The following is a 24,539-nucleotide window of genomic DNA, read 5'->3' on the forward strand; positions in this document are numbered from 1 at the left end:
TCACACAACTACAGCACAAGTTAACTGATGTCCTCAAAGAAATTACACCTGAAATGATTGCCTCTCTCACTTCTTACGACTTTATCCTTGAAGCCTTATTTAGCGCAGCTTCATAAAGAATTGGTATGAGTTCGTGAAACTGAACATGGCTGGCATTAGGAAAAATGTCAGCTAACCGAGTAACTAACTTCCGACTCAGGTTTTGGTCGAAAAGTAGTTTCAACCATCACCTACCACAGCAATCAGACGATGTTCTCGGTCAGCAGCAAACTCTAGACAAGCTCTAATGTCTTCCTCAGTCAACTCTGGGAAGTCGTCTAAAATTTCCGCATGGGACATTCCCGCTGCCAACCAGCCCAAAACATCATACACAGTGATACGCATTCTTCTAATACAAGGCTTTCCACCACGTTTATCTGGCTCGATTGTAATAATGTTGTGATAGCTCATCTGCAAGCTAGTTTTTATGTTTCTGTGTCCTAAGTTTAGCCCAGTTTCATACCGCAACACTTAACTGATTCTGTCAAGCATTGGCTGTATGTTATGGTCTAGCTGCCCTCGGTGAAGATCAGCCGTTAAACCACTATAAATAGTTGGCGTTGCATAATTGCGGGATGATTTATTGGGCTACGCCCCGCTACGCTAACACGCAGCGGAAAGTCTGTAGCAAGATCCCGCAGGGTGCGCCTGCTTCCGGCGAACAGAACTTTTCAAGGCACAGACGTAGAGAGAATAAAGAGTTTAAGATTTCAATACATCAAATTTCATCCCTTGATTCAGCAATGCCAAATAGTTTAGTTAATAGTTCTGCATCTCAGTCAAACTTTATTATTCTCAACGATGGGACACAAATACTCTCTCAATAATAAGCGTCTGACAAAAAAACAGGTTCAAGAGTTGATTGAATCTGAAGGTAAACTGCATGAAGACTTTACACAGCTTTTTGAAGAAACGTATTCAACTGGACATAAAAATCAACCCTTAGTCTATAAACTACCAAACGACAGATTCTTATTCGTTTTTGATCCTAAAGGATATAACATTCCTGGTAAAGGGGATATTTTTACAAAAGAATATTTTTTAAAATATGTCCAATGGACACAAAGAGTAAGAGAAAATATTGCCAATAATCGTGCTAATTCTGTTTCCCATTGGAGATATTACTCCAAGCATAAAATAGAAATTGTTAATAAAATTGATGACTTAATTAATGAACTTGGAGAAAAGTTACAAATTACTCATGCTCAGCTTGATTTTTCGTACATGAGCTTGGATGTTGTATCTAAAAAAGCTGAAGCTTATGAAATCGATAAGATACTGACTGATCTCTATGATAACTTAGTCGCTTATGTAGGTGAGATTATCATGCATAGAAAAAATGGGCAGTGGACTATTAATAGTAACTCTTCGATTGAAAAGTATCCATACATCAGTGCAGGTGTTAATGGAGTTCTAATGCCAATTAATGTAGTTTGGCAAGAACTAACCGATATGAAACCGATAGATTTACGGAAAGAAACTGCCAATGAGATACGACGGTTTTCATTAAATCAAAGGTAGATAAAGGTCGTAGATAAGATATTGGTTGCTAAAACAGAGGCTTTAGTTAATGATACAAACAAAGCCTCTGAAGAATAAGTTATCAGCCGGAGACTAGAGAGCTACACCATGTTTCTTGGCAATTTCAGTCAGTTTCTCACACTGATGTTGCGATGCTTTAGTTAATACCGCTTCTGCATCTTCTGGAGTCATACCCTCTTTAGGAATTAAATACTTGACATAAAGTGACACAAAATCGACTACAACTGCTAAACCTGATAAAGCATGTTTGTCAGCTTCTTTACCAGCGATCGCTGCTACTAAACCTGCTTTAATTGGGTCTGGTTTAACTTTCATGAACTGATCAATAAGTTTCGGGAGATAGTCTGCTGGTGGCAAGTTTTCTAACTTACTTCTATCTGGAATAAAATTACATCCTGCGGCTTTTGCCTGTTCTAAAACACACCATTCTGTAAACTCTTGCAATGCTGCTTCGGGAAGGCGAGGGAGATATTTATGTAGCGCTAAATCAGACACAAGCTTACCGGGTAAATTTCAGTTTTTTGAGTGCATTAAAGCAAGCCTAACGCACTGTTTCTATAAGTTTTGGTGTGTTACGCTACGACTTTTAAATAAAGGAGATTGAGGACTAGGGACTCTCAAGAAAGGGAAAAGGTTAAAGGTTAAAAGTTAAAGCGCAAAGTCTGAGCAGAACGCGAGTGCGTCTCGTAGAGAGGCTTCCTCCGAACAGAACTTTGTAAGAGAGGTTAAGGGGATGGTTTTTTCCTTTCCCCCTTACCCCTTTCCCCAATATCCACGCTTTAGATGTTCTTGTCCCCAGTCGCAAAGAGCTTTCAAGACAGGTATAAGAGTTTTACCATAATCTGTGAAAGAATATTCCACTTTGAGAGGTACATCTGAGTATACTTTTCGGTTAATAATTCCGTCATTTTCTAGTTCACGAAGTTGTTGAATTAGCATTTTTTCAGTAATTTCAGGAATCAATCGTTTCAATTCGCTGTATCGTTTTGCTTCATCTCTTAAGTGCCAGACAATCAAAATTTTCCATTTGCCACCTAAAATTTTTAGCGTTGTTTGCACAAATAATGTGCCCTCGGTTTGTTCTTCTGGCATTATGATCTGCCTACTTTAGGCTTATACAGGCTTACAAAAAAGTAAGTACTTCCCAAAAAGTAAGTATAAGTATACTTTTGGGACAGGGTAATTTCTATCTCGACCGTATGGAGGAAGCTCATGCAAGTTTTAGGTGCAATCGCTCTAGTAACTGGGGCCAATGGTGGTCTAGGCAAATACTTCGTAGAGGGATTGAGAGCGCAAGGTGCAGCCAAAATTTATGCTGGCGCTCGCAAGCTGGAGGCGCTTGCTGAACTAGTTGCAACAGATCCGCACCGAATTATCCCGATTCAGCTTGAAATTACTGATGAAGAATCTGTTCGCCAAGCATCACTAAAATGTCAGGATGTCAATTTGTTGATTAACAATGCTGGTGTGGGGCTTAACCAGGGATTGATTGCTGCACCTAATTTGTCCGCCGCCAGAGCAGAAATGGATGTTAACTACTTTGGAACCTTGATGATGTGCCGTGCCTTTGCCCCTGTTTTGAAACAAAATGAAGGTGGGGCGATCATTAACATGATATCAATGGTGGCGCGGGTGAATGTTCCCTTCAATGGCAGCTATGGCGCTTCTAAAGCAGCAGTTTTGTCAATGACTCAGGCAGTTCGGGCAGAGTTAGCGGCTCAGAAAACGCTGGTAGTAGGAGTATTACCAGGAGCTATCGATATTGGCATGGGCAAACCTTTTCCTGATCCCAAAGTAGCCCCAGAGGAAGTAGTTCACGATGCACTGCAAGCTGTTGTTGATGGCATAGAAGACGTTTACCCAGGTGAGCAGGCCAAGCAACTTAATGAGCAACTGATGCAAGACCCCAAAGCGGTTGAAAAGTCGATTGCCACATTTTTACCAGCTTAAATTAAATCTCTTTTGGTAATACGTAGGCGTCGCCAGCCGTAGCCATCGCCAAAATAGCAAATGCACTCACCGAAATAGCAAATGCACTCGCCAAAATAGCAAATGCACTCGCCAAAATAGCAAATGCACTCGCCAAAATAGCAAATGCGATCGCCGAAATAGCAAATGCGATCACCGAAATAGCAAATGCGATCGCCGAAATAGCAAATGCGTGCGCCGAAATAGCAAATGCGTAAGCGTAGCCAGCCGTAGGCATCGCTGAAATAACAGAACTTACGCACTCAGATCCCCCAACCCCCTTAAAAAGGGGGCTTTATAAATTCCCCCCTTTTTAAGGGGGGCTAGGGGGGATCTAGGTTTCAGCCTTCAGTGCGTAAGTCCTAAATAATTATTCTTGGGTAGAGCGATGTCTATCAACAAGCCCTTGTCCTGCGGAGATGCTGCGCGGTAAGCGTACCCCTCTGGGGAAGCAAGCTACGCGAAGCGAACCACCATAACCAGCACTGGGTATCTAGCAAGAGTTTCACTCTTCACTGCCCTCAAATGCTGCCAGAATGTCTTCTGGCAAGGGGGCGTTAAAATCCTCTGGTACTATGAAACGCCCTTGATCCTGCCCTAGACTATCGCGTCGATTTGATGAGGTGCGAAACGGAACCAACTTGGCGAGCAGAATGCCTCGGTTGGAAATAATGATTTCTTCCCCAAGTTTTACGCGTGACAAAAGCTTTGAGAGATTTGTTTTAGCTTGATGAATATTTACGGTTTCCATAAGATTAAACTAAGTTTAGTTTGGTTATCACAGTCAACTCTCAAGGTACAACATTCACAAATCCAAATTGACGAAAGTGATGATCAAAGGTGAATGCTTGAGTCAAATGAAGTTTAGTCATAACAACCCGACTGGCGCAGTCTGTAAAACTCCAATTTTTATCTGAGAACTGACGGAAAACCTGCCAAGTTTGTCGAATATCCTCTTGTGTCAGGTAATAAATAGTCGTCAAATTATCGGAAAAGAATGCCTCTCCTAAACTAATTGCCCTTAAAGTTTCACCACGGATTCTTAAGAGGATTAGGGTTTCATCGATAATGTAATCTGTTGTTAACAATGGTTTAGTATTCTGACTAACCCATGAAGATGCTGCTTGATGCTCGGTATCTGAAGGAACGATGCTAGCAAACCAAGCACTTGTATCTACAAAAATCATGTTGCGCTATACGGAGGATAAAGAATCCTATCGTGATCGCGACCAGAAAATTCATCATTGCTAACTTCTAGGGGCATAGTAGCGATTTCTGCCAGAATTTCTCCAGGAGTTTTGTTTTTAGGTTTAGCCTCAGTTTCAATGACAGTGACTTCAACGTGAGTTCCCTCGGCTAATGGAATTGGCTGTGATAGCCTAAGTACCCCTTGTTCGTAAACAGCTTCTACCGTTATAGCCATAAATTTTTCCCTCATGCCCCAGCTATTTTTAATCATGGCATACCATGATTTAGTAAAAATAAAATTACCGTAGGGTGTGTTAGGCGTATATTCTAGATGATTTGTCACAAAAAATTTTATCAAAGCGCCTAACGCACCCTATTACATGGCGATGCGTTAGGCTAAAGCCGTAACGTACCCTACTTAAGATTTACTGCGATCGCAATTGCAACAGAAATAAAAATTCTGCCAACTCAACCAACCCTTCTGCTTACCGTCGTTCTGCAAGGGGGAGCAATTCGCCTGCATCTTGGCGATCCAGCAGAAATTGCATACGCTCTTAGACAGCTTCAGGAAGTTGAAAGTGAGTCAGTTCAACAGGTATCTTAACAATTTCAGTCATACAAAGTATGTCTAGTAAAATTGCAACTACTTGTAGAGCCTGTGTAACTCAAATAGACTGTGGTAGTTTTTGTGCGATTGCTTCTAGTCAGAACTGTCAAATTATATTAACCGCTGTTTGCACTGGGGAGAGCGATCGCACATATTGATGTTCTTTCAGCATATACGCGTAGCGACAAGCTGTTATACATCGATTATGATCGTTATTCTGCAAACTAGCTAGAAACTAGTGCAAGTATCCTATCCAAAACCTATAACGAGCATTGAGCTTATGAGCAAAATAAGTTGGTTTCCTGCTTGGCTACCATCCACAGTCGTGGATGATGGCGGTTAGGTTAGCAATACCAGCGTACTTGGGTGCAAATGTAATTTTTGCATTTGAATTCTGGCGTTACTCTTTGGTAGGGGTTCTTCTAACCGTAACAGATAATAATGGTCTAATTTTCTTCTTTGCAGTTTCCGCTATTGCATTGCTATTAGCTCTTATATGGTTTTTGATTTTGACGAGAGTATATGCACTTTTGCTAAAACTTCTGTGGTCAAGTCCACCGCAATGGCTAAAGCTCCGGGCGCAGAAAGCAAAGCATGAATCACAAACATGAACTTTCTGATCGACCACAACATTGAAGGATACGCACGAATTTTATTGGGTAGTATTGCGAGTCAAGGTTGGCTTGAGTTAATTTGCCTTGACTTCATCACCGTTAAAGAAATCAATGTATAAGACGGCAAAACTATTTTTGAATAGAGTAATCGCATAGTTGAGTTATCTGTAAAAATGCAAAAAGTTATTTGTAGGATAATTTTTGTAGATTGATATAGAGCGTTAATAAGGAGCAAATAGATGCTAAATGCTATTACGTCAATGCTCACCAAAACAATTGATGTATTCTTAAAGATAAACTCGTCCGAGTCACGGAGACGTAATTTTGCAAAAGATATGTTTGGCGCTTACAAGGCTCTTGATGAAATTGCACACGCTCTATATGGCATTGATTCCACAATTAAGTACATTACTGGAGTAGATCAAGAAATTTTTAAGCTTTTTAACCGTGTTACCCTTCCTGAGTATTTACTAGTAAACAGTATGTCTTCTGAAGGCTTACTTGAGATTCAAACTAGATATCTTGATGAGAACGGATTAGAGAAGGTATCACAACCTAGAAAAATTGAGCTAAATCAGATACTACCTGTGTTACTTGAGAGCAACATTCGATACTTTAACAATGCTATTGGCAAGTTAACTCAAATCATGAAAATCGAATCCTGGGATTTGTTCAAGATTCAACATCAGCCAGAAAAATTAAAAGCTCTTGAAATCTACGATGAAAAACTGGTGAGAAAGTTTACAAATGCTTGGTTTGAAGACGGTGGTTTTGTTGAGGCTTTGTTCAAACTTGGTCTTCATCAGGAAATTGATGGTAAAGTTTTAAAGCTATTGGATGCAGAATTTAATCCCAATAGCTCCCTTTTCGGGTACGAAGTAGAGCCTCAAGAGACAATATTCGACCTAACGCACACCAAAGACGTTGAGGCATTCCTTAAACACACAGCCCGATGCAGAAATACCGTTATTGAAGCTAGAGATGCTGTAAAACAATTCATCGCATCCAACTGTGCAATTGAGGACATTTTGTGAAATCGTCATGCTAAAAAACACAGCTAATGACTAACTGAAAAATAATTAGCCATTAGCTATTGAAATTAGCATCTTTTAAGCAGTCCGAAAACGCGCCAGTTCCTCGCCAGTCTTCGCATCATGGGCGTGAACTGTACATACCAGACAAGAATCAAACGATCGCGCCACATGACCAACCTCCACAGGGTCGGTAGAATCGTAAATGGGTGTGCCTAGTAAAGCTTCTTCAATGGGGCCGCGTTTACCTTCACTATCACGAGGCCCAATATTCCAAGTACCGGGAGCAATCACTTGGTAATTCTTAATTTTACCGCCCTCTACTTCTACCCAGTGACACAGAGAACCCCGCGCGGCTTCTGTTGCACCCCAACCTTTGCCATCTTTTTCTGTGGGTTTGATGTACCAGGGGTCATTTAATTTGAACTCACGCAAACAGTGTTCAGCTTGGCGATACAATTTCACAAGTTCGTGAACTCGCGCTAATTGACGTACATGAATGCTAGCACCACGCATCCGTTTGAAGACATCCAAGATAAATCCGTCGTAGTGTTGCCAAGATTCTCCATGTTTACCACCCGCTACTAATTGACGTGCTAAGGGGCCGGCTTCCAAGCGCCCGAAGTCTTGGTGCAATACTGCACTCGCCCAAGAATAGGCATTGTCAAAATCTTTTGCATTGTTCGCAGTAGGTTTAGTGGTGCGATCGCTGGGGTGAATATCTACTGTGCCTTCATCGTACCAGGAATGAGTTGTATTCTCGCGGGTAAAAGACTGATCCATTAAGGTGTGAGTGTCAGCAAAACTGTCATACACTCCACTTTTCATAATCAAAGCAGCATTTCGTCCTTCAATGGTGGGCTTTTGGTATTTGTCCTCGTGGGCTAAATATCCCCAAGTAACGTATTTACCAACACCAGCGCCATATCTATCTAAACCGATATCTAAACCCATGCGCCAATAAAAACCCAAGTCAGAATCGCGATGATTTCGGTCTTCATCTAGCCAGTCCATGAAGTCATCATAAGTCTGGATTTGTTCATAACGTTCTAAAGAACAACCTAACCATACTGGTTCTAACCAATTGGTGCGGAAGTATTCCAGAATTGCCCAGGCGCGGGTAATATCTGTTAGGGTGGGGGCGCACATCACACCACCAGGAACCATATAGCTAGAATGGGGCCATTGACCGCCTAACAGTGCATATATCTCTACAGGTTTAGCTGAAATTGTAATCCCAATTTCGTAAGACTTGCCAGTGAAGGCGGCAAAGCGTCTGCAAGCTTCGTCATAATAACGGCTATTGCGGTATTTTTTATTGGTCAAGTCGATAGCAAACAAACCATAAAAGTATCGAGGTATGCTTTGAATTGTTTCGACAATTTGACCCAAATTTCTAGCTAAAATTGCATTGCGGGGAACTTCTGTTTCCCAGGCTGTATCTAATGCCCAGGATGCACAAGTCAGGTGAGAACCACCGCAGATGCCGCAAATGCGGGGTGTGACAATTAATCCGGCTTGGGGGTCTTTCCCACGTAAGATAACTTCAAATCCTCGGAAAAGTTCGGCATGTGTCCAAGCGTTGACTACCCGCCCATTTTCGATATCAACTCTAACATCTAAATCGCCTTCAACTCTACCGACTGGTGATATATCTAATGATTGAATTCCCATTCTCTTCTCCTGTTTTTTATAAGCACTAAAGTGCTTACTACGAACTAATACGAACTAAACTGTAAAAAAGTCTTCTTCTGCCCAAGGTGGTGCTGCATCTTTGGCTACCATTGTGAGTAAGGCGTAGTCTTTTTTGTTGACTCCTGGCGGTAATTCTTTGGGAACTCCCATGACTGTTTGGGTTTTAAATACGGTTCCTGGTTTAAGGTCAAAGAATGGGAATTCTGGTTCGGTGCAACCTAAGCAGGGCATCCCGGCGCGAGTTTTGGAGGAGACGCGATTCCACAAAATGCGGTTGCAGGACGAATGGGTCATAGGGCCGCGACAACCTAAATCGTAGAATAGGCAGCCTTTGCGTTGACCAAATTCGGCGGTTGATGCTTTGTAGGCAAAGTGGACGTTACGGGTACAACCTGTTTGAGTATAGGTGTTGAAGAATGTTTGGGGACGATGCAGTTCGTCAAGGGCGATGTCGGCGATGCGTCCGGTAGCGATCGCAACTAATATCTGCGTTATCCAGTCGGGATGGGCGGGACATCCGGGTATGTTGATTACAGGTAATCCAGCTTGTGATCGGAAGCCTTTACCTAAAAAGCCGCCTTCTTGACGTTTGAGAAATTGCAAGCCTTCCGATTCGCTGGGGTTGGGTGACATTGCGGGAATTCCTCCCCATGTCGCACAATCTCCCACAGCTACGATAAAACTAGCAGCTTTGGAGAGGTCAGCTAGCCAGTCTTTCATGGGGCGATCGGCAAAACGATTCCATTCGCCGCTACCGTTGGGGGCGTTGACAACGCTGCCTTCAAATACCAAAATATCTAAGGGAATTGTGCCAGAAATACAATCCCACAGCAGCGTTTGCAAGTTGTTGCCCAGTTCCAGCCCTAAAGATGGATGCCAAAGTAGGTTAATGCCAAAGTCAGCAATTAAATCGCAGACTGTCGGTTCTTCGGCGTTGAGAAATGACATGGTGTTGCCTGAACAAGCACCACCTTGCAGCCATAGTACGTTAGTCATCGGCTATCTGTTTTTCTATCGTTTACCATGTACAACGTAGGTAAGCAGGTTTGTAGAGTTTCACCTGTTTATCAATATTTATTTTCCAAAATAGGGTATTTTTTTATTCTATAATCTTTCGTTAAATAAAAAATTATCATTAGGTAGAAATAAAATCTAATAAAGATTTGATTAAAAGGTTATATAGATAACAAACTTTTCAAAATAAATATGAATAATATATAGGCTAATAACAATATTTTTATAGTTATCAAGTATTAGATTTAAGTATATAAGCTATATAAAACAAAGACTGTGGCTTTAATTTAAAGACATTAAATTTCCAATAAATGTGAGTGCATTATATAGATAATAGGACTTACACACTAAAGGCTGAAACCTAGATCCCCTCTAGCCCACGCCAGTCGCTCATGGGGAGCCACCCCCTTGGCGCTAGCCTCTCCCTTTGGGAGAAGACCGCGCTGGCTCCCCTTCAAAAGGGGGGAATTTATAAAGCTCCCTTTTTAAGTGGGTTGGGGGATCTGAGTGCGTAAGTTCTGGATAAATAGTTGAATTTTGATGACAAATAGGTAGATAATCCATTTATTAAATGTCAATATCTCAATAAATATTTTTTGAATATGTTATACATTGATACAAAAAATATTATAAGAATATAAGGTGTTTAAAACTGACATTAATATTGGCATTTTCCCCATAGAATTTTATAAATAGGGTGTTTTATAGTAAAAAAATTGATTCATTGAATTCAAAGAAACTGGGTGATTGAAGATTGGGTATTGGATATTGATTATTTATTCACCTTATCCCCCAGTCATCAGTCATCAGTCACCAGTCACCAATCCTCAGTCCCAGTTTCAAAAAAGGGGAATTCCGCCTAAAGGACTCAAAGCCTGCGTAAATCTGTATGCCCTGTGATTAGACGCGTAAAGCGTGTGTTGATCTTTCATGGGCGTTGAAAAACTCAATTTCCCAATTGGCTAGAGTACGGCAGTTATGACCCCCAGCATTACAGATTCAGCAGTGAAGGCTGCGATCGCCGCTATTGCATCGGAGTCAGCAACGATGGAGGAAAAAATCCAAATGCTGATCGAGATAGCACAGGGCTTTCAAAAGAAGCCCAAAACTGCCCAAGACTTGCGTAATGCAGTTTCCTTATATTACCGGGCCTATGAGATGTGTGGTGAGGAGTATACCCTGTTGAAGGCCCGCGCTCAAGTGGGAATGGCAGGGACGTTACAGATAATACCGGATGTCGGAACTGAATTATTACTGCAAGCAAAAGTTGGTTATGAAGAGGCGCTACCGACTTTACAACAATTAGCTTTGCCAGAGGAAGTGGCAGAAGCACAGATGAATTTAGGGTTGGTGTTGCAGTCGCTTGTGCCCTTCAATTTGGCGCGGATAACGGACAGCATCCAAGCTTACCATGAGGCTTTGCGGGTGTTTACCTGGCAGGATTATCCGCAGGAATATGCGATCTTATACAACAATATTGCGATCGCTTACCTTTCTATGCCTTTGGCGTCGGAACGTGAATACTTGCGTCAGGGTTTAGCAGTGCAATCGTTTGAGGTGGCGCTAAAGCATATTAACCTAATTGACCATCCTAGGGAATATGCGATGTTGCAAAACAATTTAGGTAACGCCTTGCAATATTTAGTAAGTTCCCATCCTCTAGAGAATAATTTGCGGGCGATCGCAGCTTACAATGAAGCATTAAAAGTGCGTAACCCCAAAGATACACCTCTAGAGTACGCTAACACAATTTCTAACAAAGCTAACGCTTTATTCAACTTACCCGACGACCCAGAAAAGCCAGAAAACGGTAATTCTAATAATCTCTTACAAGCGCATAATTATTATCAAGAAGCTTGGCAAATATTCACACAACATCAACAGATTGAGCAGGCAGAAGTAGTAGCCCAAGCACTACAGGATGTCGAAGCAGAAATGATGAGTTAGGAGTTATAGATTTAATTTAACTTCTTATTTCTAACTTTAATCAGGAGAAAACACAGCATGAGAGATATTTTAGACAATCCTATTGTGAGTGATTTTCTTACAAGCTTAGCGGCTGGAGAATTGAACATAGAAACTGAATTGGTGTGGGTAGCCATTGCAACCGCTTTATCTATGGTCGGCGGTGCTATTGGCGGGATGCTGTTAGCCGGAAAGGATATCGGTTATCAGTTTTCAGCAATGCTGGGTGCATTATTTGGCCCGGCGGGTGCAATTCCTGCCATAGTCTTAGGACTAGTTTTGCTGAACTTTTTAACAAATTATTAGGAGGAATTATGTTAGAGATAGGGTGGTTTTCTGCCAAGTTATTTTTTAAAGGAAAGCTACTGCGTGACCCTATATATTTTGTTCAGCAGACTGCTATTGGTGTGAGTATTGGTTTTTTACTACTTATATTACTTGCACAAGCGGAAATTCCTTTCTGGTTGCCAGTAGTATTATCTAGTCTAGTAACAGGCATGATTATGCCATTTCTCCTCAAGGATTTCAAAATGAAGTGACTTGTAAATTGTCCTTTGTCCTTTCTTACAAAGTTGAGCCAGTTGCTTGGGCGGGTTAAGAGACTTGTGCATTAGCGTAGCGGTAGCGACGCAGGAGCGTCACTGGCGTCTTCTCTAAGGAAGCCTCTCTACGAGACGCACTCGCGTTCAGCTCAGACTTTGCGCTTTGTCAGTTGTCCTTTTTTGGTTGTAAAAACTTAGTTAATGACCAATAACCAATGACTAAACTTGAAGAATTGGTTGAAGAAATTAACCGCTTTGAGGCAATTATATCTGAGTGGGATGAAAGCCAACGGTGTGTAGCAGTAGGGCTAAAAAGGTCAATTGAAGCTTTGCATAAAGAAGCTCTAACACGTTTAATTAAAAACCTCAAGCAAGAATCAATGTCAGCTTTGCGTCATGCTGTTGATGATGAAGTAGTGTATGCAGTACTGCTTTATCATGAACTAGTAAAATCACCACAACCGTCATTAACACAACGCGTTCAGACAGCTCTTGAGGAAGTTCGCCCAGGCTTAAAAAGCCATAATGGGGATGTAGAATTAGTGGCGATTAAACTACCAGATACAGTAGAAGTTCAGTTAATTGGAACTTGTAGTAATTGTGCTACTTCAACTTTGACTTTATCTCAGGGAATTGAACAGGCAATAAAAAAATATTGCCCCGAAATTACCAAAGTAGTTGCGGTCAATAAGCCTTCTACTATTAATAGTCCTAATTCTGGTTTAAGTAGTCCATTTCTTACACAGTTAAATTCTGCTTGGGTGAAATTAGCAACTGTTGATCAAGTTCCTGAGTCTAGTGTATTAGCAGTGCAATTTGCTGGAAATTCACTAATTTTACATCGTCAAGGTGTTAATATTACTTGCTACCGTAATGCTTGTAGTCACATGGGAGATCCATTAGAAACTGGTAAAGTTGAAAATGGTGTTCTTACCTGCCCTTCCCACGGATTTCAGTATAATTTAGAGACAGGTGAATGCTTAACTGCAACCAATATTTCTTTAAAGTCTTATCCAGTACAAATTAAAGGTGATAATATTTTTGTGCAGCTACAAAAATAGTGTTTAAGAGTGTTTAAAGCATAGGTGAAAAATTGCGATCGCCTATGTTTAAAGCAATTATAGAACAGATATAGTACTTTATTAATCATATATAAACATTGTTACCAAAAAACATAGTAATTCCCCAATTACCTCTATCATCTCAAGGCGCAAAGGTGATTTTAGGTAATATTATTGAACCGCAACAATTAGTAATACCTTTAGCACCCAGTTCTACGACAATGTTTGGGCCTCGTGGTGCTTGTTTACTATCTGATGGGCGATTGTGGGTATCAGATACAGGACATCATCGATTGTTGGGATGGCACAATTTACCCACCAGAGATAACCAACCTGCTGATTGGGTAATTGGACAACCAGACTTTTATCATGAAGGACAAAATGCTAAAGGTACACCAGGAAAGGCAACTTTCAGCGTTCCAACTGGGATTTGTGCTTGTGGGGAGGGTTTAGCAGTAGCAGATGCTTGGAACCATCGAGTTTTGATTTGGAACAACTTACCAGAAGATAGTAATGTTCCAGCAGATTTGGTGTTAGGGCAAGATAATTTTATTGATAATGAATCTAATAGGGGAAGCCAAATAGCATCTGCTAACACCATGCACTGGCCCTATGGTGTTTTTTATCATCAAGGACGGCTATTTGTTGCCGATACAGGGAATCGACGGGTTTTAATTTGGCATCAATTACCAACAGAAAATGGTCAACCCGCCGATTTAGTATTGGGACAACCAAATATGATGTTTCGTAACGAAAATGGTGGCAGTTCTCCAACCGCAGCGAGTATGCGATGGTGCCACGATATCACCTTTTGGGGAGAAAATCTGGTTGTTGCAGATGCCGGAAATAACCGCGTGATGATTTGGCAGGGAATGCCAACAGAAAATAATGCCCCTTGTGCAGCTGTGTTAGGACAAAAAAACTTTAATTCTGTGGAAATGAATCAAGGGATTTATTCTCCTAGTGCTAGTAGTTTGAGTATGCCTTATGGTGTAGGAGTTGCTGATGATTGGTTGGTAGTTGCTGATACAGCTAATTCTCGATTATTAGGATGGAGAAAACCGGAATCAATTTTATCATTGCAGGATGCTGTAGTAGATGCGTTGGCATCGCCTGCCGTAGGCATCGCAGGACAAATAAATTTTCAAAACAAAGGCGAAAATCGCAACTTTGGACTACCAAAGCGAGATAGTTTAAATTGGTGTTATGGAATTAAAATTATTGGCAAAACAGCGGTAGTAGCTGATTCTGGAAATAATCGAATTTTGCTATGGCAATTTAATACTAATTCGTAATTCGTAATTCGTAATTCGTAGTTTTTGACAATTAGATTTGTATGGCGATTGAAGAAATTAGAGTCTGCGGTACTGTTCAGGGGGTGGGATTTCGCCCTACTGTATATCGTTTGGCTAAAGCTTGTGGGTTGTATGGTGATGTTTGTAATGATGGTCAGGGTGTATTAATTCGGGCATCTGGTAGTGAAGCAGCCATAACAAAATTTGTCGCTAGATTACAACAAGAATGTCCGCCACTAGCTAGAATACAACAACTGGTACGAACTCCTTATGAAGGTGAACTTAACTTTAATAATTTTGTAATTTCTAGTAGCGTCAGTAACACAATTAAAACAGAAATTACTCCTGATGCTGCCACTTGTCCTCAATGTCAACAAGAAATCTTCGACCCTTTTAGCCGCTTTTATCGTTACCCCTTTACTAACTGCACTCATTGCGGCCCTCGCCTGAGTATTCTTCGTGCCATTCCTTATGACAGATGTAATACAAGTATGTCTGCATTTGCTATGTGTCCAGAATGTGAGAAGGACTACCACAATGTCGAAAATCGTCGCTTTCACGCTCAACCTGTAGCTTGTCATACTTGTGGGCCTATAGCTTGGCTAGAACGTGCTGATGGTAAACCTGTTACCGCTTCCATGTTTTCTATGCTAGATGATGTTGATGCCGTTTGTACCCTGTTGCAAAAAGGCCAGATTGTAGCAATTAAGGGATTAGGTGGTTTTCATTTGGCTTGTGATGCTACACAGGAAACAGCAGTACAAAAACTGCGTCAGCGCAAGAGGCGTTATCATAAACCCTTTGCTTTGATGGCGCGGGATTTAACAGTAATTAAGGAATATTGCACTGTCAACGCTAAGGAAAGAGAATTATTAGTAAGTCCTACTGCACCAATTGTTTTAATGCAAGCGATAAGAAAAAAACAGCTAGCGCCTTCAGTTGCACCAGGGCAAAACACTCTCGGTTTTATGTTGCCTAATACGCCCTTACATCACCTAATTCTCAGGCGGATGAATCGCCCAATTGTCTTAACTAGTGGTAATATTTCTAATGAGCCACAATGTATTAATAATAATGATGCCCAAGATAAATTAGGAACAATTGCCGATTATTTTTTACTTCACAATCGAGAGATTATCAACAGAGTCGATGATTCAGTACTAAGGGTTGTTGGTGATAAAGTGCAAACAATTCGCCGTGCTAGAGGATACGCACCAACACCGATTAATTTACCACCTGGATTTCACAACGTGCCGCAAATCTTAGCAATGGGTAGTGAGTTAAAAAATACTTTTTGCCTGTTGCGTGAAGGTCAAGCAATTCTCTCTCAACATTTGGGAGATTTAGAAGATGCCGCAGCTTTTAATGCTTTTCAAGATACATTAAATTTATATCTAAATTTATTTGAACATAAACCAGAAGCTATAGTAATTGACCTTCATCCAGAATATCTTTCAAGCAAACTCGGTAAAGAACTAGCAACAGCTAATCAAATTAAACTTTACCCCATTCAACATCACCACGCTCACATTGCTGCTTGCATGGCAGAAAATGGCATTCCTCTAGATTCGCCTCCAGTTTTGGGCATTGCTTTAGATGGATTGGGTTACGGTACAGATAGTACACTCTGGGGAGGAGAATTTATATTAGCAGATTATCGTAGATTTAAGCGCCTAGCAACATTTAAACCAGTAGCAATGATTGGCGGTACACAAGCAATTTATCAGCCTTGGCGTAATACCTATGCTCAATTGATAGCTGCTGATGTTTGGGATAACTACCAACAACAATACGCGGATTTAGAAATTATACAATTTTTGAAGAACAAGCCACTTCAGCTACTCAATCAGCTTATGCAAAAAGGGATTAACTCACCCTCAACATCCTCAGTAGGGCGGTTGTTCGATGCAATAGCTGCGGCTATCGGTATTTGCCGTGAAGAATGTAGCTATGAAGGACAAGCAGCAATTGAAATGGAAGCACTAGTCGATATCAACAGCTTAAATAATAATAAAGAAGTAGTAACTTATCCTTTTAATTTTAGATTTTTAGATAGTATTTATTGTATAGACTCAAGTCCAATGTGGCGACCCTTACTCAATGACTTGCAGCAGCAAATCCCACAACCAGTTATAGCTGCAAAATTTCATCAAAGTTTAGCTGATACCATTACTGTAATGGTTAATCGTCTTTGTCAAGAAAATACGATTAATCAAGTAGCTTTAACAGGAGGAGTATTTCAAAATTCTATATTGTTAGAGCAAGTTACTAAGTGTTTACAGATATTGGGAATAAATGTACTTACACATAGCTTAGTTCCTGCTAATGATGGCGGTATATCTCTAGGGCAAGCCGTCATTGCAGCCGCTCAAAGCATGACTTAATTATTGATATATTAATAAAATTTTTCTCATAAATTATTTTCTCTGCGTTCTCTGTGCCTCTGTGGTTCATTCATCCTGAAGAAAGGAAATAACAATGTGCTTAGGAATTCCTGGCCAAATTATCGAAATCACAAACGTTAACTATAAATTAGCTATTGTTAATATTGGTGGTGTCAAGCGGCAAGTTAATATTGCGTGCATTGTTGACGAACAACATCCCCCTGAATCTTGTATTGGAGATTGGGTGCTAGTGCATGTTGGCTTTGCTATGAATAGAATTAACGAAGAAGAAGCGGCGGAAACATTACAATTATTGCAAGAACTAGTAGCAATTAGTAATTGAATGATAGAGATATTGGATAAATTTTTTTCCTCACGCAGAGGGGCAGCGAAAAGTTCTGTAGGCGGAGAGAAGTCTGAGCGCCGGCGTCCGGCGATGGTCTGTATCACTGCCGAGAGGCGCAAAGCCTTGCGCCTCTCCCTTGTGTCCCTTGGACACAAGGCAACCGTTTTGAAAGAACGGTTGGGCAGTAAGACCCGCATAGCGATCAGAACTTCGGGGTTTCCCAACCTAGGAAACTTTTAAAGACAGAGGCACAGAGAAAGAGTTTAGAGTCAGGACTTTTGTTAAAAGCATAATTTACTAATTCTCAAAATCACGCCTTTCCTTTTTTCTTAGCATCCTTGGCGCTGTGCCTCCGGCACGCTACGCGAACGTAAAAAAAAGACCCTGCAAACAAAGAAAAATTAACTGACATAGCGTTTCCTAATCATCTAAGGTACAAATTTATCTGTGTTTATCTGTGTTCATCAGTGGTTAATTACTTCTTTGTGTATTTTACTCAAATGAGAACCGCTATATCTAAACAACTATTCCTGAATTCCTATGAAATACGTTGACGAATTCCGAGAACCCGAAAAAGCTGAGGCCTTACGCCGCGAAATTACAAAATTATCCCAGCAACTAGAAAAACCAATCAAAATCATGGAAGTATGCGGTGGGCATACTCATTCTATATTTAAGTACGGTATCGAAGAAATTCTGCCCCCTGCCATTGAATTAATTCATGGGCCTGGTTGTCCAGTATGCGTGATGCCAAAGGGTAGGTTAGATGATGCGATCGCAATCTCCCAAAATCATAACGTCATCTTGGCTACATTTGGCGATACCATGCGGGTTCCCGGTTCCAAAAATAGTCTGCTGCAAGCCAAAGCACAAGGCGCAGATATTCGCATGGTTTACTCTCCCGTAGATAGCCTGCAAATTGCCAAAGATAATCCCAACAAAGAAGTAGTCTTCTTCGCCCTAGGCTTTGAAACCACTGCCCCCAGCACCGCCTTCACCATCTTGCAAGCAGCAGCCGAAAATATTCAAAACTTTAGTATGTTTTCCAATCACGTCCTCGTGATTCCCGCCCTTCAAGCACTGCTAAATAATCCCGACTTGCAACTAGATGGATTTGTTGGCCCTGGTCATGTCAGCATGGTAATTGGCACTGAGCCTTATGAATTTATTGCCCAACAATATCATAAGCCAATTGTGATCTCAGGATTTGAGCCTTTAGATATTCTCCAATCAATTTGGATGCTGTTGCAACAGCTAATAGAAAATCGTTGTGAAGTCGAAAATCAATATAACCGAATAGTACAAACAGCTGGAAATACAACGGCGCTTCAAGCCATAAACAAAGTTTTTGCTGTGCGAGACAGTTTTGATTGGCGAGGCTTGGGAGATATACCTTATTCTGGCTTAAAAATTCAACCCGAATATGCACAATTTGATGCCGAACTTAAATTTACCATTCCTAATCTCAAAGTAGCCGACCATAAAGCCTGTCAATGTGGAGAAATTCTCAAAGGCGTCTTAAAACCTTGGCAATGCAAAGTATTTGGTACAGCTTGCACTCCCGAAACACCGATTGGCACTTGTATGGTATCTTCTGAAGGTGCTTGTGCAGCCTATTACAAATATGGACGACTATCTACTATTGCTAATAAAGTAATAGATGAAAAACCAAAGATACCCATAACTCAAGAACCTCTCCCCGCTTGCAGCATATCTTTGGATTAACCCCTTCAAATACTCTGCATTCCTCTGTCTTGAAAAGTTTCCTAGGTCGGGGAAACCCTCCTACAGAACTTTTCGCTGCGCTAGCCTCTGCGTTCCTTTGCGTTTTAATATGAATATTTCCCCCACCAACCCAGCACAAAATCCCCTTTTTCAAAAAATCGAAAAAGTCCGCCGCCAAAGAAAAGTACAAGATACTCATATAAATCTCGCACATGGCAGTGGTGGAAAAGCCATGCGTGATTTAATTGATGATATCTTTGTCAGTAATTTTGATAATCCGATTCTCTCCCAATTAGAAGACCAAGCTAGTTTTGATTTAACCAGTCTCATGCAACAGGGAGACAGACTAGCTTTTACAACAGATTCTTATGTTGTAGACCCTTTATTTTTTCCCGGCGGTGATATTGGAGAATTAGCTATTAACGGCACAGTTAATGATTTGGCTGTTAGTGGTGCTAAACCTTTATATCTTACTTGTAGCGTTATTTTAGAAGAAGGACTACCTGTAGATACTCTACGGCGTGTTGCTACGAGTATGAAATTAGCTGCGAAAAATGCAGGCGTGCAAATTGTCACGGGTGACACAAAAGTTGTACATCGTGGTGCTGCTGATAAATTGTTTATTAATACTGCTGGTATTGGTGTAATTCCTGAAGGAATTACTATTTCTGCTCATAATCTTCAACCTGGAGATGCAGTAATTATTAATGGCGAGTTGGGTAATCATGGAGCAGCAATTTTAATTGCCCGTGGTGAATTAGCTTTAGAAACTACTATAGAAAGTGACTGTCAATCGTTATATAGCTTAGTGCAAACAATCCTCAAGGTTTGTCCCAAAGTTCATGCTATGCGCGATGCAACACGCGGCGGTTTAGCCACAGTTCTAAATGAATTTGCTTTTAGTTCTGATGTGGGAATTCGTCTATATGAGCAGTCTATCCCAGTGCGCGAAGAAGTCAAAGGAATTTGTGAAATTTTAGGTTTAGATCCTTTATATCTAGCAAATGAAGGTAAGTTAGTAGTAATAGTGCCGGGGGAAAATGCAGAAATTGTTTTATCGGCTATGAAATCGCACCCAGCAGGAAAAGATGCTTGTATTATTGGCGAAGTTATACCTTCACCTCCAGGCGTTGTTTTGTTAAAAACAGCTTTTGGCACAGAACGTATTGTTGATATGTTAGTTGGGGAACAACTGCCGCGTATTTGTTAATACTAAATAGCTTTTTATATGCATGAATTAGGAATTACCCAGAATATTGTGGCAATTGTAGCTGAACATGCCAAAGGGAAAAAAGTGCAACGTGTTCTATTAGAAATTGGTCAACTTTCAGCTATTCTGCCTGATGCTGTGCGATTCTGTTTTGATATTTGCACTCAAAACACAGTTTTAGCAGGGGCGACATTAGAAATTAAAGAAATTCCTGGCTTAGGACGATGTTGTCAGTGTAGTGCAGAAATTCCTTTAGATCAACCCTTTGGTATCTGTAAATGCGGTAGCACGCGATTAGATTTAATCGCTGGTGAAGAACTAAAAATTAAGGAAATAGAAATAGAGGAATTATGTGTGTAACCTGCGGTTGTTCTGATGATGGTGAAACCAAAATAACCAATTTGGAAGCCAATGACGTTGAACATCACCATCACACCCACACTTTATCTGATGGTACTGTTATTACACATTTTCATACTCACGATACTCACACAGAAGCATCTCAAATCCATGCTAAAGTACATGGCACAACTATATCTTTGGAACAAGATATCTTAGCAAAAAATAACTTGTTAGCAGCCCAAAATAGAGGATGGTTTAAAGGTCGAAATATTCTAGCATTAAATTTAATGAGTTCTCCTGGTGCAGGAAAAACCACTCTCTTAACGAAAACTATTAATGATTTAAAACATCAATTATCTATTAGTGTCATTGAAGGCGACCAAGAAACTACTAATGATGCTCAAAAGATAAAAGAAACAGGTTGTAAAGTAATTCAGATCAATACTGGAACAGGCTGTCATCTCGATGCATCAATGATAGACAGGGGTTTACAAAAACTGAACCCGGCGCTGAATTCAGTGGTGATGATTGAGAATGTTGGTAATCTGGTTTGTCCAGCTTTATTTGATTTGGGAGAACAGGCAAAAGTTGTAATTCTCTCTGTGACGGAGGGAGAAGATAAGCCAATAAAATATCCTCACATGTTTCGTGCTAGTGAGGTGATGATTCTCACTAAAATTGATCTACTGCCTTATGTCCAGTTTGATGTTAAAAAGTGCATAGAATATGCTCAGCAAGTAAATCCGCAAATTCAGATTTTTCAGGTTTCTGTAACTACAGGAATAGGATTAGATAGTTGGTATAAATGGCTATCTCAAAAAGTACCAAACTAATCAACCCTAATTCTTGTCTAATTACTAAAACGAACTTACGGAAAATTAAGGATTTAAAACTCACTTAGCGATCGCACTTTCCCAAAATCTTTTGAAATGCGATCGCAAATAATTCCTCTTATTGATCAATTTAACTATGGTTTAGCAAAAATTGTCAGCAAAACAGGGCCTAATAAGTAATGGTGACTTAAACAAAGTAGTCCGGCATCAAAGCCTAGGGCTTCACGACTCTCTGTGCTGTAGAATCTAATTCTAGCAGGAGAGGCTGCCACTAACTCTGATGCTGTCTGGCTTTTGGAAGTTATGTCAACCAAGTAGAACTTTCCACCCGGAGCAAGTACCCGCGCCACCTCACTTAAAACCTGTTTTGGTTCCGAATAGTGTAAAAAACTTATGGTACTAAAAATAGTGTCAAATTGACCGTCGGCAAAAGGAAGAGACTCAGCTTTACCCTCAACATAAATTAAACGGGGATGGTGGCAGTTTTTCTGTCTTGCTACTCTTAACATCTCAGGAGATAAATCCAATCCAGTACCCCGCAAGTCAGGAAACTTAGTTGCTAAGCGTTCTAGCAGGCGTCCTGTACCACAGCCTAAGTCAAGGACATTTGGGCGATTTGGTAAATCAACTTTTGAGAGTAGCCGTTTGTGGATGGCTTGATAAATAACTGAAGGAAAGAGCGTATCATAGCTTGATGCCCAGCGGTCAAAAAGTTGCTTTTTATTACTTAAAAAATTACTAATCATTATTTTTTGCAGCTAGCTACTTCCCTTAACTTCTATACCAAGTCAGAAAACCAGTTAACAGTCAACAGTCAAAAGTTAACTGTTAACTGTTAACCAAGACTGGAAAATAAATAGCCCTCAGTAAAAAGATTAGTTGACTAATTCTCTAAAACTTGACGAATACGCCGCTCTAACCGTTCGAGATCTAGACCACCTTCATCACGACTAATCCGACGCACAGTAGAGTTAACATTGGTTAAGTCTACCAGTAAATCTTGAAGAATTTCTTGTTGTTGACGTGCTTGGGTAACTTCACGTGGTTCCTGCACTAAGTCACGCACGATAGTATCTTCAGCCCGCGAGGCAACAATGGGGTCGCTTTGCCCCTGTATAGTAACAAAAGTTCGTCGCCCAGGCCCGCGTTCTTCTTCAATGGGTATTACTGCTGTTACCTGATCTGAGCGTACATATTTTCCAAATCCCAGATGAACTAGCACTGATGATTGTATTTTCATTTAAAATAAAGTTTATTTAGGAACATACTTCTATTTTAAATTCTATTTTGATAGCCAAGAGCTATAACTAGAGCGGGTTATACGCAATTTAGAGTAGTAGTTCCACATTGCCAATAAGTGACAGATAGAAGATGTAGAGACGTTGCAATGCAACGTCTCTACTAAAGGATTTGTTGCAATCATTAATTGAATTGGTATAACCTTTATTTTTACTGCTATACATTTAATTTGGACTTTAATAAAAACAACCCAGAGATCATAATCTCTGGGTTGTGCTTAAGTTAAAGAGTATTGAAGTAGAGCAAAAGGGTCAAGCTTAGCTAAATTTACTACTTTTTGCGATCGCTAAATCTAGAAAGCTATTAAGAGTTATAGAACCGAACTAACCCGTTATTTGTACTAAACTCAGCATAAAATTAACCCGTTGCTCAAACTCTAGCTTTTTGATCTCTGCTGTAAACTCGTCCGTTTCAGCAGGTAGTTGATAGTCAGATGGCACTTGAATAACGCTTCCGTTCTCCATTCCTTGTGCCAACAGCAGCCAAACATCTAACTTAGCATTGGGACTTAGAGCATTATAAGCTTGACTAATATTGTTAGCAGCACCATTAATCAAGTCGCGTTGCGCTTGCATTTGCTCATCGGGAGACAAATTCTGAATTTGGTCAAACACTGCTTTAGCAGGAGTTTCTACGCTGTCAGGTGGTGCTGGTGTTAGGTGCTCTTTAAGATCTAAGTAACCAAACCAAAGTATGCCTAGTTGAGTATCTACATCAAAACGTTTAAAAGTTTCTAAAGCTGGTCTTGTGCTTTCGTCAATTGTGTAGGTCATAAAAAACTCCAAGCAAGTTAAGCTATTCTCAATTTCCTAAGTTCCTGAAAGAATTCGCTTTCAGTACCTTTACACAACTTAACGAATAAATGGAGATGTATAACCCTACTTAGGGTAGGTATAGCACTCACTACATAAGACAGATATAAACAATTCAAATTGCTACTTACAAAAATGCCTGTTTCAATGTATATGCTGGCAAAGATAAAAGCTAGAACTTTTAAGAACACAAGCTATGTGAGAATTGAGACATTGACTATCTCAAGCCATCCAGCCAAAATCAAGACAGGCAAATCGATACGTTGGGCTAGTTTGCAGTAGGTAAATTATCGGGATCTATGCCGAGCGAACGCAAATACTCAGCTAACTGTTCAGCCCGGATTCGTTCCTGTTCAGCCCGGATTCGTTCTTGTTCTGCTTGTTCTTCTGCTCTTAAATAGCGATCGCCCTGCTGATCATACCAAGACAACAACTCCTGTTGAATACCAGCTACAGTACCTTGGTATCGTCCAATACCCAAACCCACTTCTGGCATCCAGTAAGGTTCACCTATCTGCAATTGATAGTTACCATTGATCAACTTATATACTTCAAACGGCTGATGTTGGTCACGTCGCCAAAATTCTGGATTATAAATCACATAATACAACACACCAAGTTTGACGTAGATATCCATTTTTTCGTCATATTCACCCCCTGGTGTGTGGGATACCATCTCTAATGTGAGTATTGGAACTACTTCATTTTCTTCCCAAACTGCGTAACTTTTGCGAGATTTACCGCCTTTTTTCCGTTCCACTCCTAAACTCAAAAAGCCATCTGGTACTACAGGTACTCTAGGATTAACCCCTGTAGTGTGATAAACTCCCATGTCTACACCGAAGTACCAATCCATTCGATTTGCCCAAATAGAGTTCAGCAAAAACAGTAGAACATTGGGCAAAAAATTTTGGTCTTCATTATCCACAGGTGTATCGTCTGAGCAAGGCAGTTCGTCAGTAGTCGGTAACGCTTGTTTGAGATCGGGTGAGAACATAACCTTTGTCTCGGTGGCGTTGATTTATTG

The 24,539-nt window shown here is 40.5% G+C and carries 29 protein-coding genes; 15 read left to right on the plus strand and 14 right to left on the minus strand.

The window, feature by feature from the left end; genetic code table 11:
* Nucleotides 1–73 precede the first annotated feature (73 nt).
* Together FNW02_RS39955 and FNW02_RS24875 are read right to left on the minus strand one after the other, a co-directional pair.
* A complete protein-coding gene (locus FNW02_RS39955) occupies nucleotides 74–223 on the minus strand; it encodes a DUF5615 family PIN-like protein (RefSeq protein WP_348535441.1) in 150 nt (49 codons plus the stop codon).
* Entirely contained in the window at nucleotides 220–450 is a 231-nt protein-coding gene (locus FNW02_RS24875) for a DUF433 domain-containing protein (RefSeq protein ID WP_191760164.1), read from the minus strand. The genes FNW02_RS39955 and FNW02_RS24875 overlap by 4 nt, the downstream gene beginning before the upstream one ends.
* A gap of 390 nt (nucleotides 451–840) precedes the next feature.
* Here FNW02_RS24875 and FNW02_RS24880 point away from each other — a divergent pair, with 390 nt between their 5' ends.
* Nucleotides 841–1,560, plus strand: a complete 720-nt coding sequence (locus FNW02_RS24880) for a hypothetical protein (protein ID WP_191760165.1) — start codon at nucleotides 841–843, stop codon at nucleotides 1,558–1,560.
* Nucleotides 1,561–1,653: 93 nt separating this feature from the next.
* On the opposite strand, the gene FNW02_RS24885 is transcribed toward FNW02_RS24880, so the two are convergent.
* Both FNW02_RS24885 and FNW02_RS24890 read right to left on the minus strand, forming a co-directional pair.
* The gene (locus tag FNW02_RS24885; protein ID WP_191760166.1) at nucleotides 1,654–2,076 is read right to left on the minus strand and encodes a hypothetical protein; all 423 of its coding nucleotides are present in this window, start codon (nucleotides 2,074–2,076) and stop codon (nucleotides 1,654–1,656) included.
* 258 nt (nucleotides 2,077–2,334) lie between these two features.
* The gene (locus FNW02_RS24890) at nucleotides 2,335–2,673 is read right to left on the minus strand and encodes a winged helix-turn-helix transcriptional regulator (protein WP_191760167.1); all 339 of its coding nucleotides are present in this window, start codon (nucleotides 2,671–2,673) and stop codon (nucleotides 2,335–2,337) included.
* A gap of 120 nt (nucleotides 2,674–2,793) precedes the next feature.
* Here FNW02_RS24890 and FNW02_RS24895 point away from each other — a divergent pair, with 120 nt between their 5' ends.
* Nucleotides 2,794–3,531, plus strand: a complete 738-nt coding sequence (locus FNW02_RS24895) for an SDR family oxidoreductase (RefSeq protein ID WP_191760168.1) — start codon at nucleotides 2,794–2,796, stop codon at nucleotides 3,529–3,531.
* Nucleotide 3,532: 1 nt separating this feature from the next.
* On the opposite strand, the gene FNW02_RS24900 is transcribed toward FNW02_RS24895, so the two are convergent.
* The 4 genes from FNW02_RS24900 to FNW02_RS24915 form a co-directional block, all read right to left on the minus strand.
* On the minus strand, nucleotides 3,533–3,787 hold the full coding sequence (locus tag FNW02_RS24900; protein ID WP_191760169.1) for a hypothetical protein: 255 nt from the start codon (nucleotides 3,785–3,787) through the stop codon (nucleotides 3,533–3,535).
* 267 nt (nucleotides 3,788–4,054) lie between these two features.
* Nucleotides 4,055–4,300, minus strand: a complete 246-nt coding sequence (locus tag FNW02_RS24905) for a type II toxin-antitoxin system Phd/YefM family antitoxin (RefSeq protein ID WP_191760170.1) — start codon at nucleotides 4,298–4,300, stop codon at nucleotides 4,055–4,057.
* Between the two features lie 40 nt (nucleotides 4,301–4,340).
* A complete protein-coding gene (locus tag FNW02_RS24910) occupies nucleotides 4,341–4,736 on the minus strand; it encodes a type II toxin-antitoxin system VapC family toxin (RefSeq protein WP_191760171.1) in 396 nt (131 codons plus the stop codon).
* On the minus strand, nucleotides 4,733–5,080 hold the full coding sequence (locus FNW02_RS24915) for an antitoxin family protein (protein ID WP_348535442.1): 348 nt from the start codon (nucleotides 5,078–5,080) through the stop codon (nucleotides 4,733–4,735). Before FNW02_RS24915 ends, FNW02_RS24910 begins: the two co-directional genes overlap by 4 nt.
* 871 nt (nucleotides 5,081–5,951) lie before the next feature.
* Here FNW02_RS24915 and FNW02_RS39635 point away from each other — a divergent pair.
* A complete protein-coding gene (locus FNW02_RS39635; protein WP_263627820.1) occupies nucleotides 5,952–6,077 on the plus strand; it encodes a hypothetical protein in 126 nt (41 codons plus the stop codon).
* Between the two features lie 120 nt (nucleotides 6,078–6,197).
* Complete coding sequence (locus tag FNW02_RS24920) at nucleotides 6,198–6,992, plus strand: hypothetical protein (RefSeq protein WP_191760172.1); 795 nt, start codon at nucleotides 6,198–6,200, stop codon at nucleotides 6,990–6,992.
* 75 nt (nucleotides 6,993–7,067) lie between these two features.
* On the opposite strand, the gene FNW02_RS24925 is transcribed toward FNW02_RS24920, so the two are convergent.
* Together FNW02_RS24925 and FNW02_RS24930 are read right to left on the minus strand one after the other, a co-directional pair.
* Entirely contained in the window at nucleotides 7,068–8,663 is a 1,596-nt protein-coding gene (locus tag FNW02_RS24925; protein ID WP_191760173.1) for a nickel-dependent hydrogenase large subunit, read from the minus strand.
* A 54-nt stretch (nucleotides 8,664–8,717) separates the two neighbouring features.
* On the minus strand, nucleotides 8,718–9,680 hold the full coding sequence (locus tag FNW02_RS24930) for a hydrogenase small subunit (protein WP_191760174.1): 963 nt from the start codon (nucleotides 9,678–9,680) through the stop codon (nucleotides 8,718–8,720).
* 996 nt (nucleotides 9,681–10,676) lie between these two features.
* On the opposite strand from FNW02_RS24930, the gene FNW02_RS24935 reads away from it, so the two are divergent.
* The 11 genes from FNW02_RS24935 to hypB all read left to right on the plus strand — a co-directional run bounded on the left by FNW02_RS24935 (nucleotide 10,677) and on the right by hypB (nucleotide 21,401).
* The gene (locus tag FNW02_RS24935) at nucleotides 10,677–11,645 is read left to right on the plus strand and encodes a tetratricopeptide repeat protein (RefSeq protein ID WP_191760175.1); all 969 of its coding nucleotides are present in this window, start codon (nucleotides 10,677–10,679) and stop codon (nucleotides 11,643–11,645) included.
* A gap of 57 nt (nucleotides 11,646–11,702) precedes the next feature.
* Nucleotides 11,703–11,969, plus strand: coding sequence for an asr0689 family protein (locus FNW02_RS24940; protein ID WP_191760176.1), 267 nt, complete (start codon nucleotides 11,703–11,705; stop codon nucleotides 11,967–11,969).
* 8 nt (nucleotides 11,970–11,977) lie between these two features.
* Nucleotides 11,978–12,202 carry a hypothetical protein gene (locus FNW02_RS24945; RefSeq protein WP_191760177.1) on the plus strand — a complete coding sequence of 75 codons (225 nt, stop codon included), beginning with the start codon at nucleotides 11,978–11,980 and terminating at the stop codon, nucleotides 12,200–12,202.
* 218 nt (nucleotides 12,203–12,420) lie between these two features.
* Nucleotides 12,421–13,266, plus strand: coding sequence for a NifU family protein (locus FNW02_RS24950; RefSeq protein ID WP_191760178.1), 846 nt, complete (start codon nucleotides 12,421–12,423; stop codon nucleotides 13,264–13,266).
* 98 nt (nucleotides 13,267–13,364) lie between these two features.
* Complete coding sequence (locus FNW02_RS24955; protein WP_191760179.1) at nucleotides 13,365–14,561, plus strand: NHL repeat-containing protein; 1,197 nt, start codon at nucleotides 13,365–13,367, stop codon at nucleotides 14,559–14,561.
* A gap of 41 nt (nucleotides 14,562–14,602) precedes the next feature.
* Nucleotides 14,603–16,945 (plus strand): carbamoyltransferase HypF, encoded by a 2,343-nt coding sequence (hypF, locus tag FNW02_RS24960; RefSeq protein ID WP_191760180.1) that lies wholly within the window; start codon nucleotides 14,603–14,605, stop codon nucleotides 16,943–16,945.
* 94 nt (nucleotides 16,946–17,039) lie between these two features.
* A complete protein-coding gene (locus FNW02_RS24965; protein WP_191760181.1) occupies nucleotides 17,040–17,288 on the plus strand; it encodes a HypC/HybG/HupF family hydrogenase formation chaperone in 249 nt (82 codons plus the stop codon).
* Between the two features lie 543 nt (nucleotides 17,289–17,831).
* Nucleotides 17,832–19,016, plus strand: a complete 1,185-nt coding sequence (hypD, locus tag FNW02_RS24970) for a hydrogenase formation protein HypD (protein ID WP_191760182.1) — start codon at nucleotides 17,832–17,834, stop codon at nucleotides 19,014–19,016.
* A gap of 109 nt (nucleotides 19,017–19,125) precedes the next feature.
* The gene (gene hypE, locus FNW02_RS24975; protein ID WP_191760183.1) at nucleotides 19,126–20,226 is read left to right on the plus strand and encodes a hydrogenase expression/formation protein HypE; all 1,101 of its coding nucleotides are present in this window, start codon (nucleotides 19,126–19,128) and stop codon (nucleotides 20,224–20,226) included.
* A gap of 18 nt (nucleotides 20,227–20,244) precedes the next feature.
* Nucleotides 20,245–20,586 (plus strand): hydrogenase maturation nickel metallochaperone HypA, encoded by a 342-nt coding sequence (hypA, locus tag FNW02_RS24980; protein WP_191760184.1) that lies wholly within the window; start codon nucleotides 20,245–20,247, stop codon nucleotides 20,584–20,586.
* Nucleotides 20,577–21,401 carry a hydrogenase nickel incorporation protein HypB gene (gene hypB, locus FNW02_RS24985; protein ID WP_191760185.1) on the plus strand — a complete coding sequence of 275 codons (825 nt, stop codon included), beginning with the start codon at nucleotides 20,577–20,579 and terminating at the stop codon, nucleotides 21,399–21,401. Before hypA ends, hypB begins: the two co-directional genes overlap by 10 nt.
* A 134-nt stretch (nucleotides 21,402–21,535) precedes the next feature.
* On the opposite strand, the gene FNW02_RS24990 is transcribed toward hypB, so the two are convergent.
* From FNW02_RS24990 to FNW02_RS25005, 4 genes are all read right to left on the minus strand, one after another.
* Entirely contained in the window at nucleotides 21,536–22,147 is a 612-nt protein-coding gene (locus FNW02_RS24990) for a class I SAM-dependent methyltransferase (RefSeq protein WP_191760186.1), read from the minus strand.
* Between the two features lie 137 nt (nucleotides 22,148–22,284).
* Nucleotides 22,285–22,641: a hypothetical protein gene (locus tag FNW02_RS24995; protein ID WP_191760187.1), complete on the minus strand. Its 357-nt coding sequence runs from the start codon at nucleotides 22,639–22,641 to the stop codon at nucleotides 22,285–22,287.
* A gap of 382 nt (nucleotides 22,642–23,023) precedes the next feature.
* The gene (locus FNW02_RS25000) at nucleotides 23,024–23,473 is read right to left on the minus strand and encodes an orange carotenoid protein N-terminal domain-containing protein (RefSeq protein ID WP_191760188.1); all 450 of its coding nucleotides are present in this window, start codon (nucleotides 23,471–23,473) and stop codon (nucleotides 23,024–23,026) included.
* A gap of 307 nt (nucleotides 23,474–23,780) precedes the next feature.
* Nucleotides 23,781–24,509 carry a Uma2 family endonuclease gene (locus FNW02_RS25005; protein WP_191760189.1) on the minus strand — a complete coding sequence of 243 codons (729 nt, stop codon included), beginning with the start codon at nucleotides 24,507–24,509 and terminating at the stop codon, nucleotides 23,781–23,783.
* Nucleotides 24,510–24,539 lie beyond the last annotated feature (30 nt).

Source organism: Komarekiella delphini-convector SJRDD-AB1, assembly GCF_014831675.1.
GTDB lineage: Bacteria > Cyanobacteriota > Cyanobacteriia > Cyanobacteriales > Nostocaceae > Komarekiella.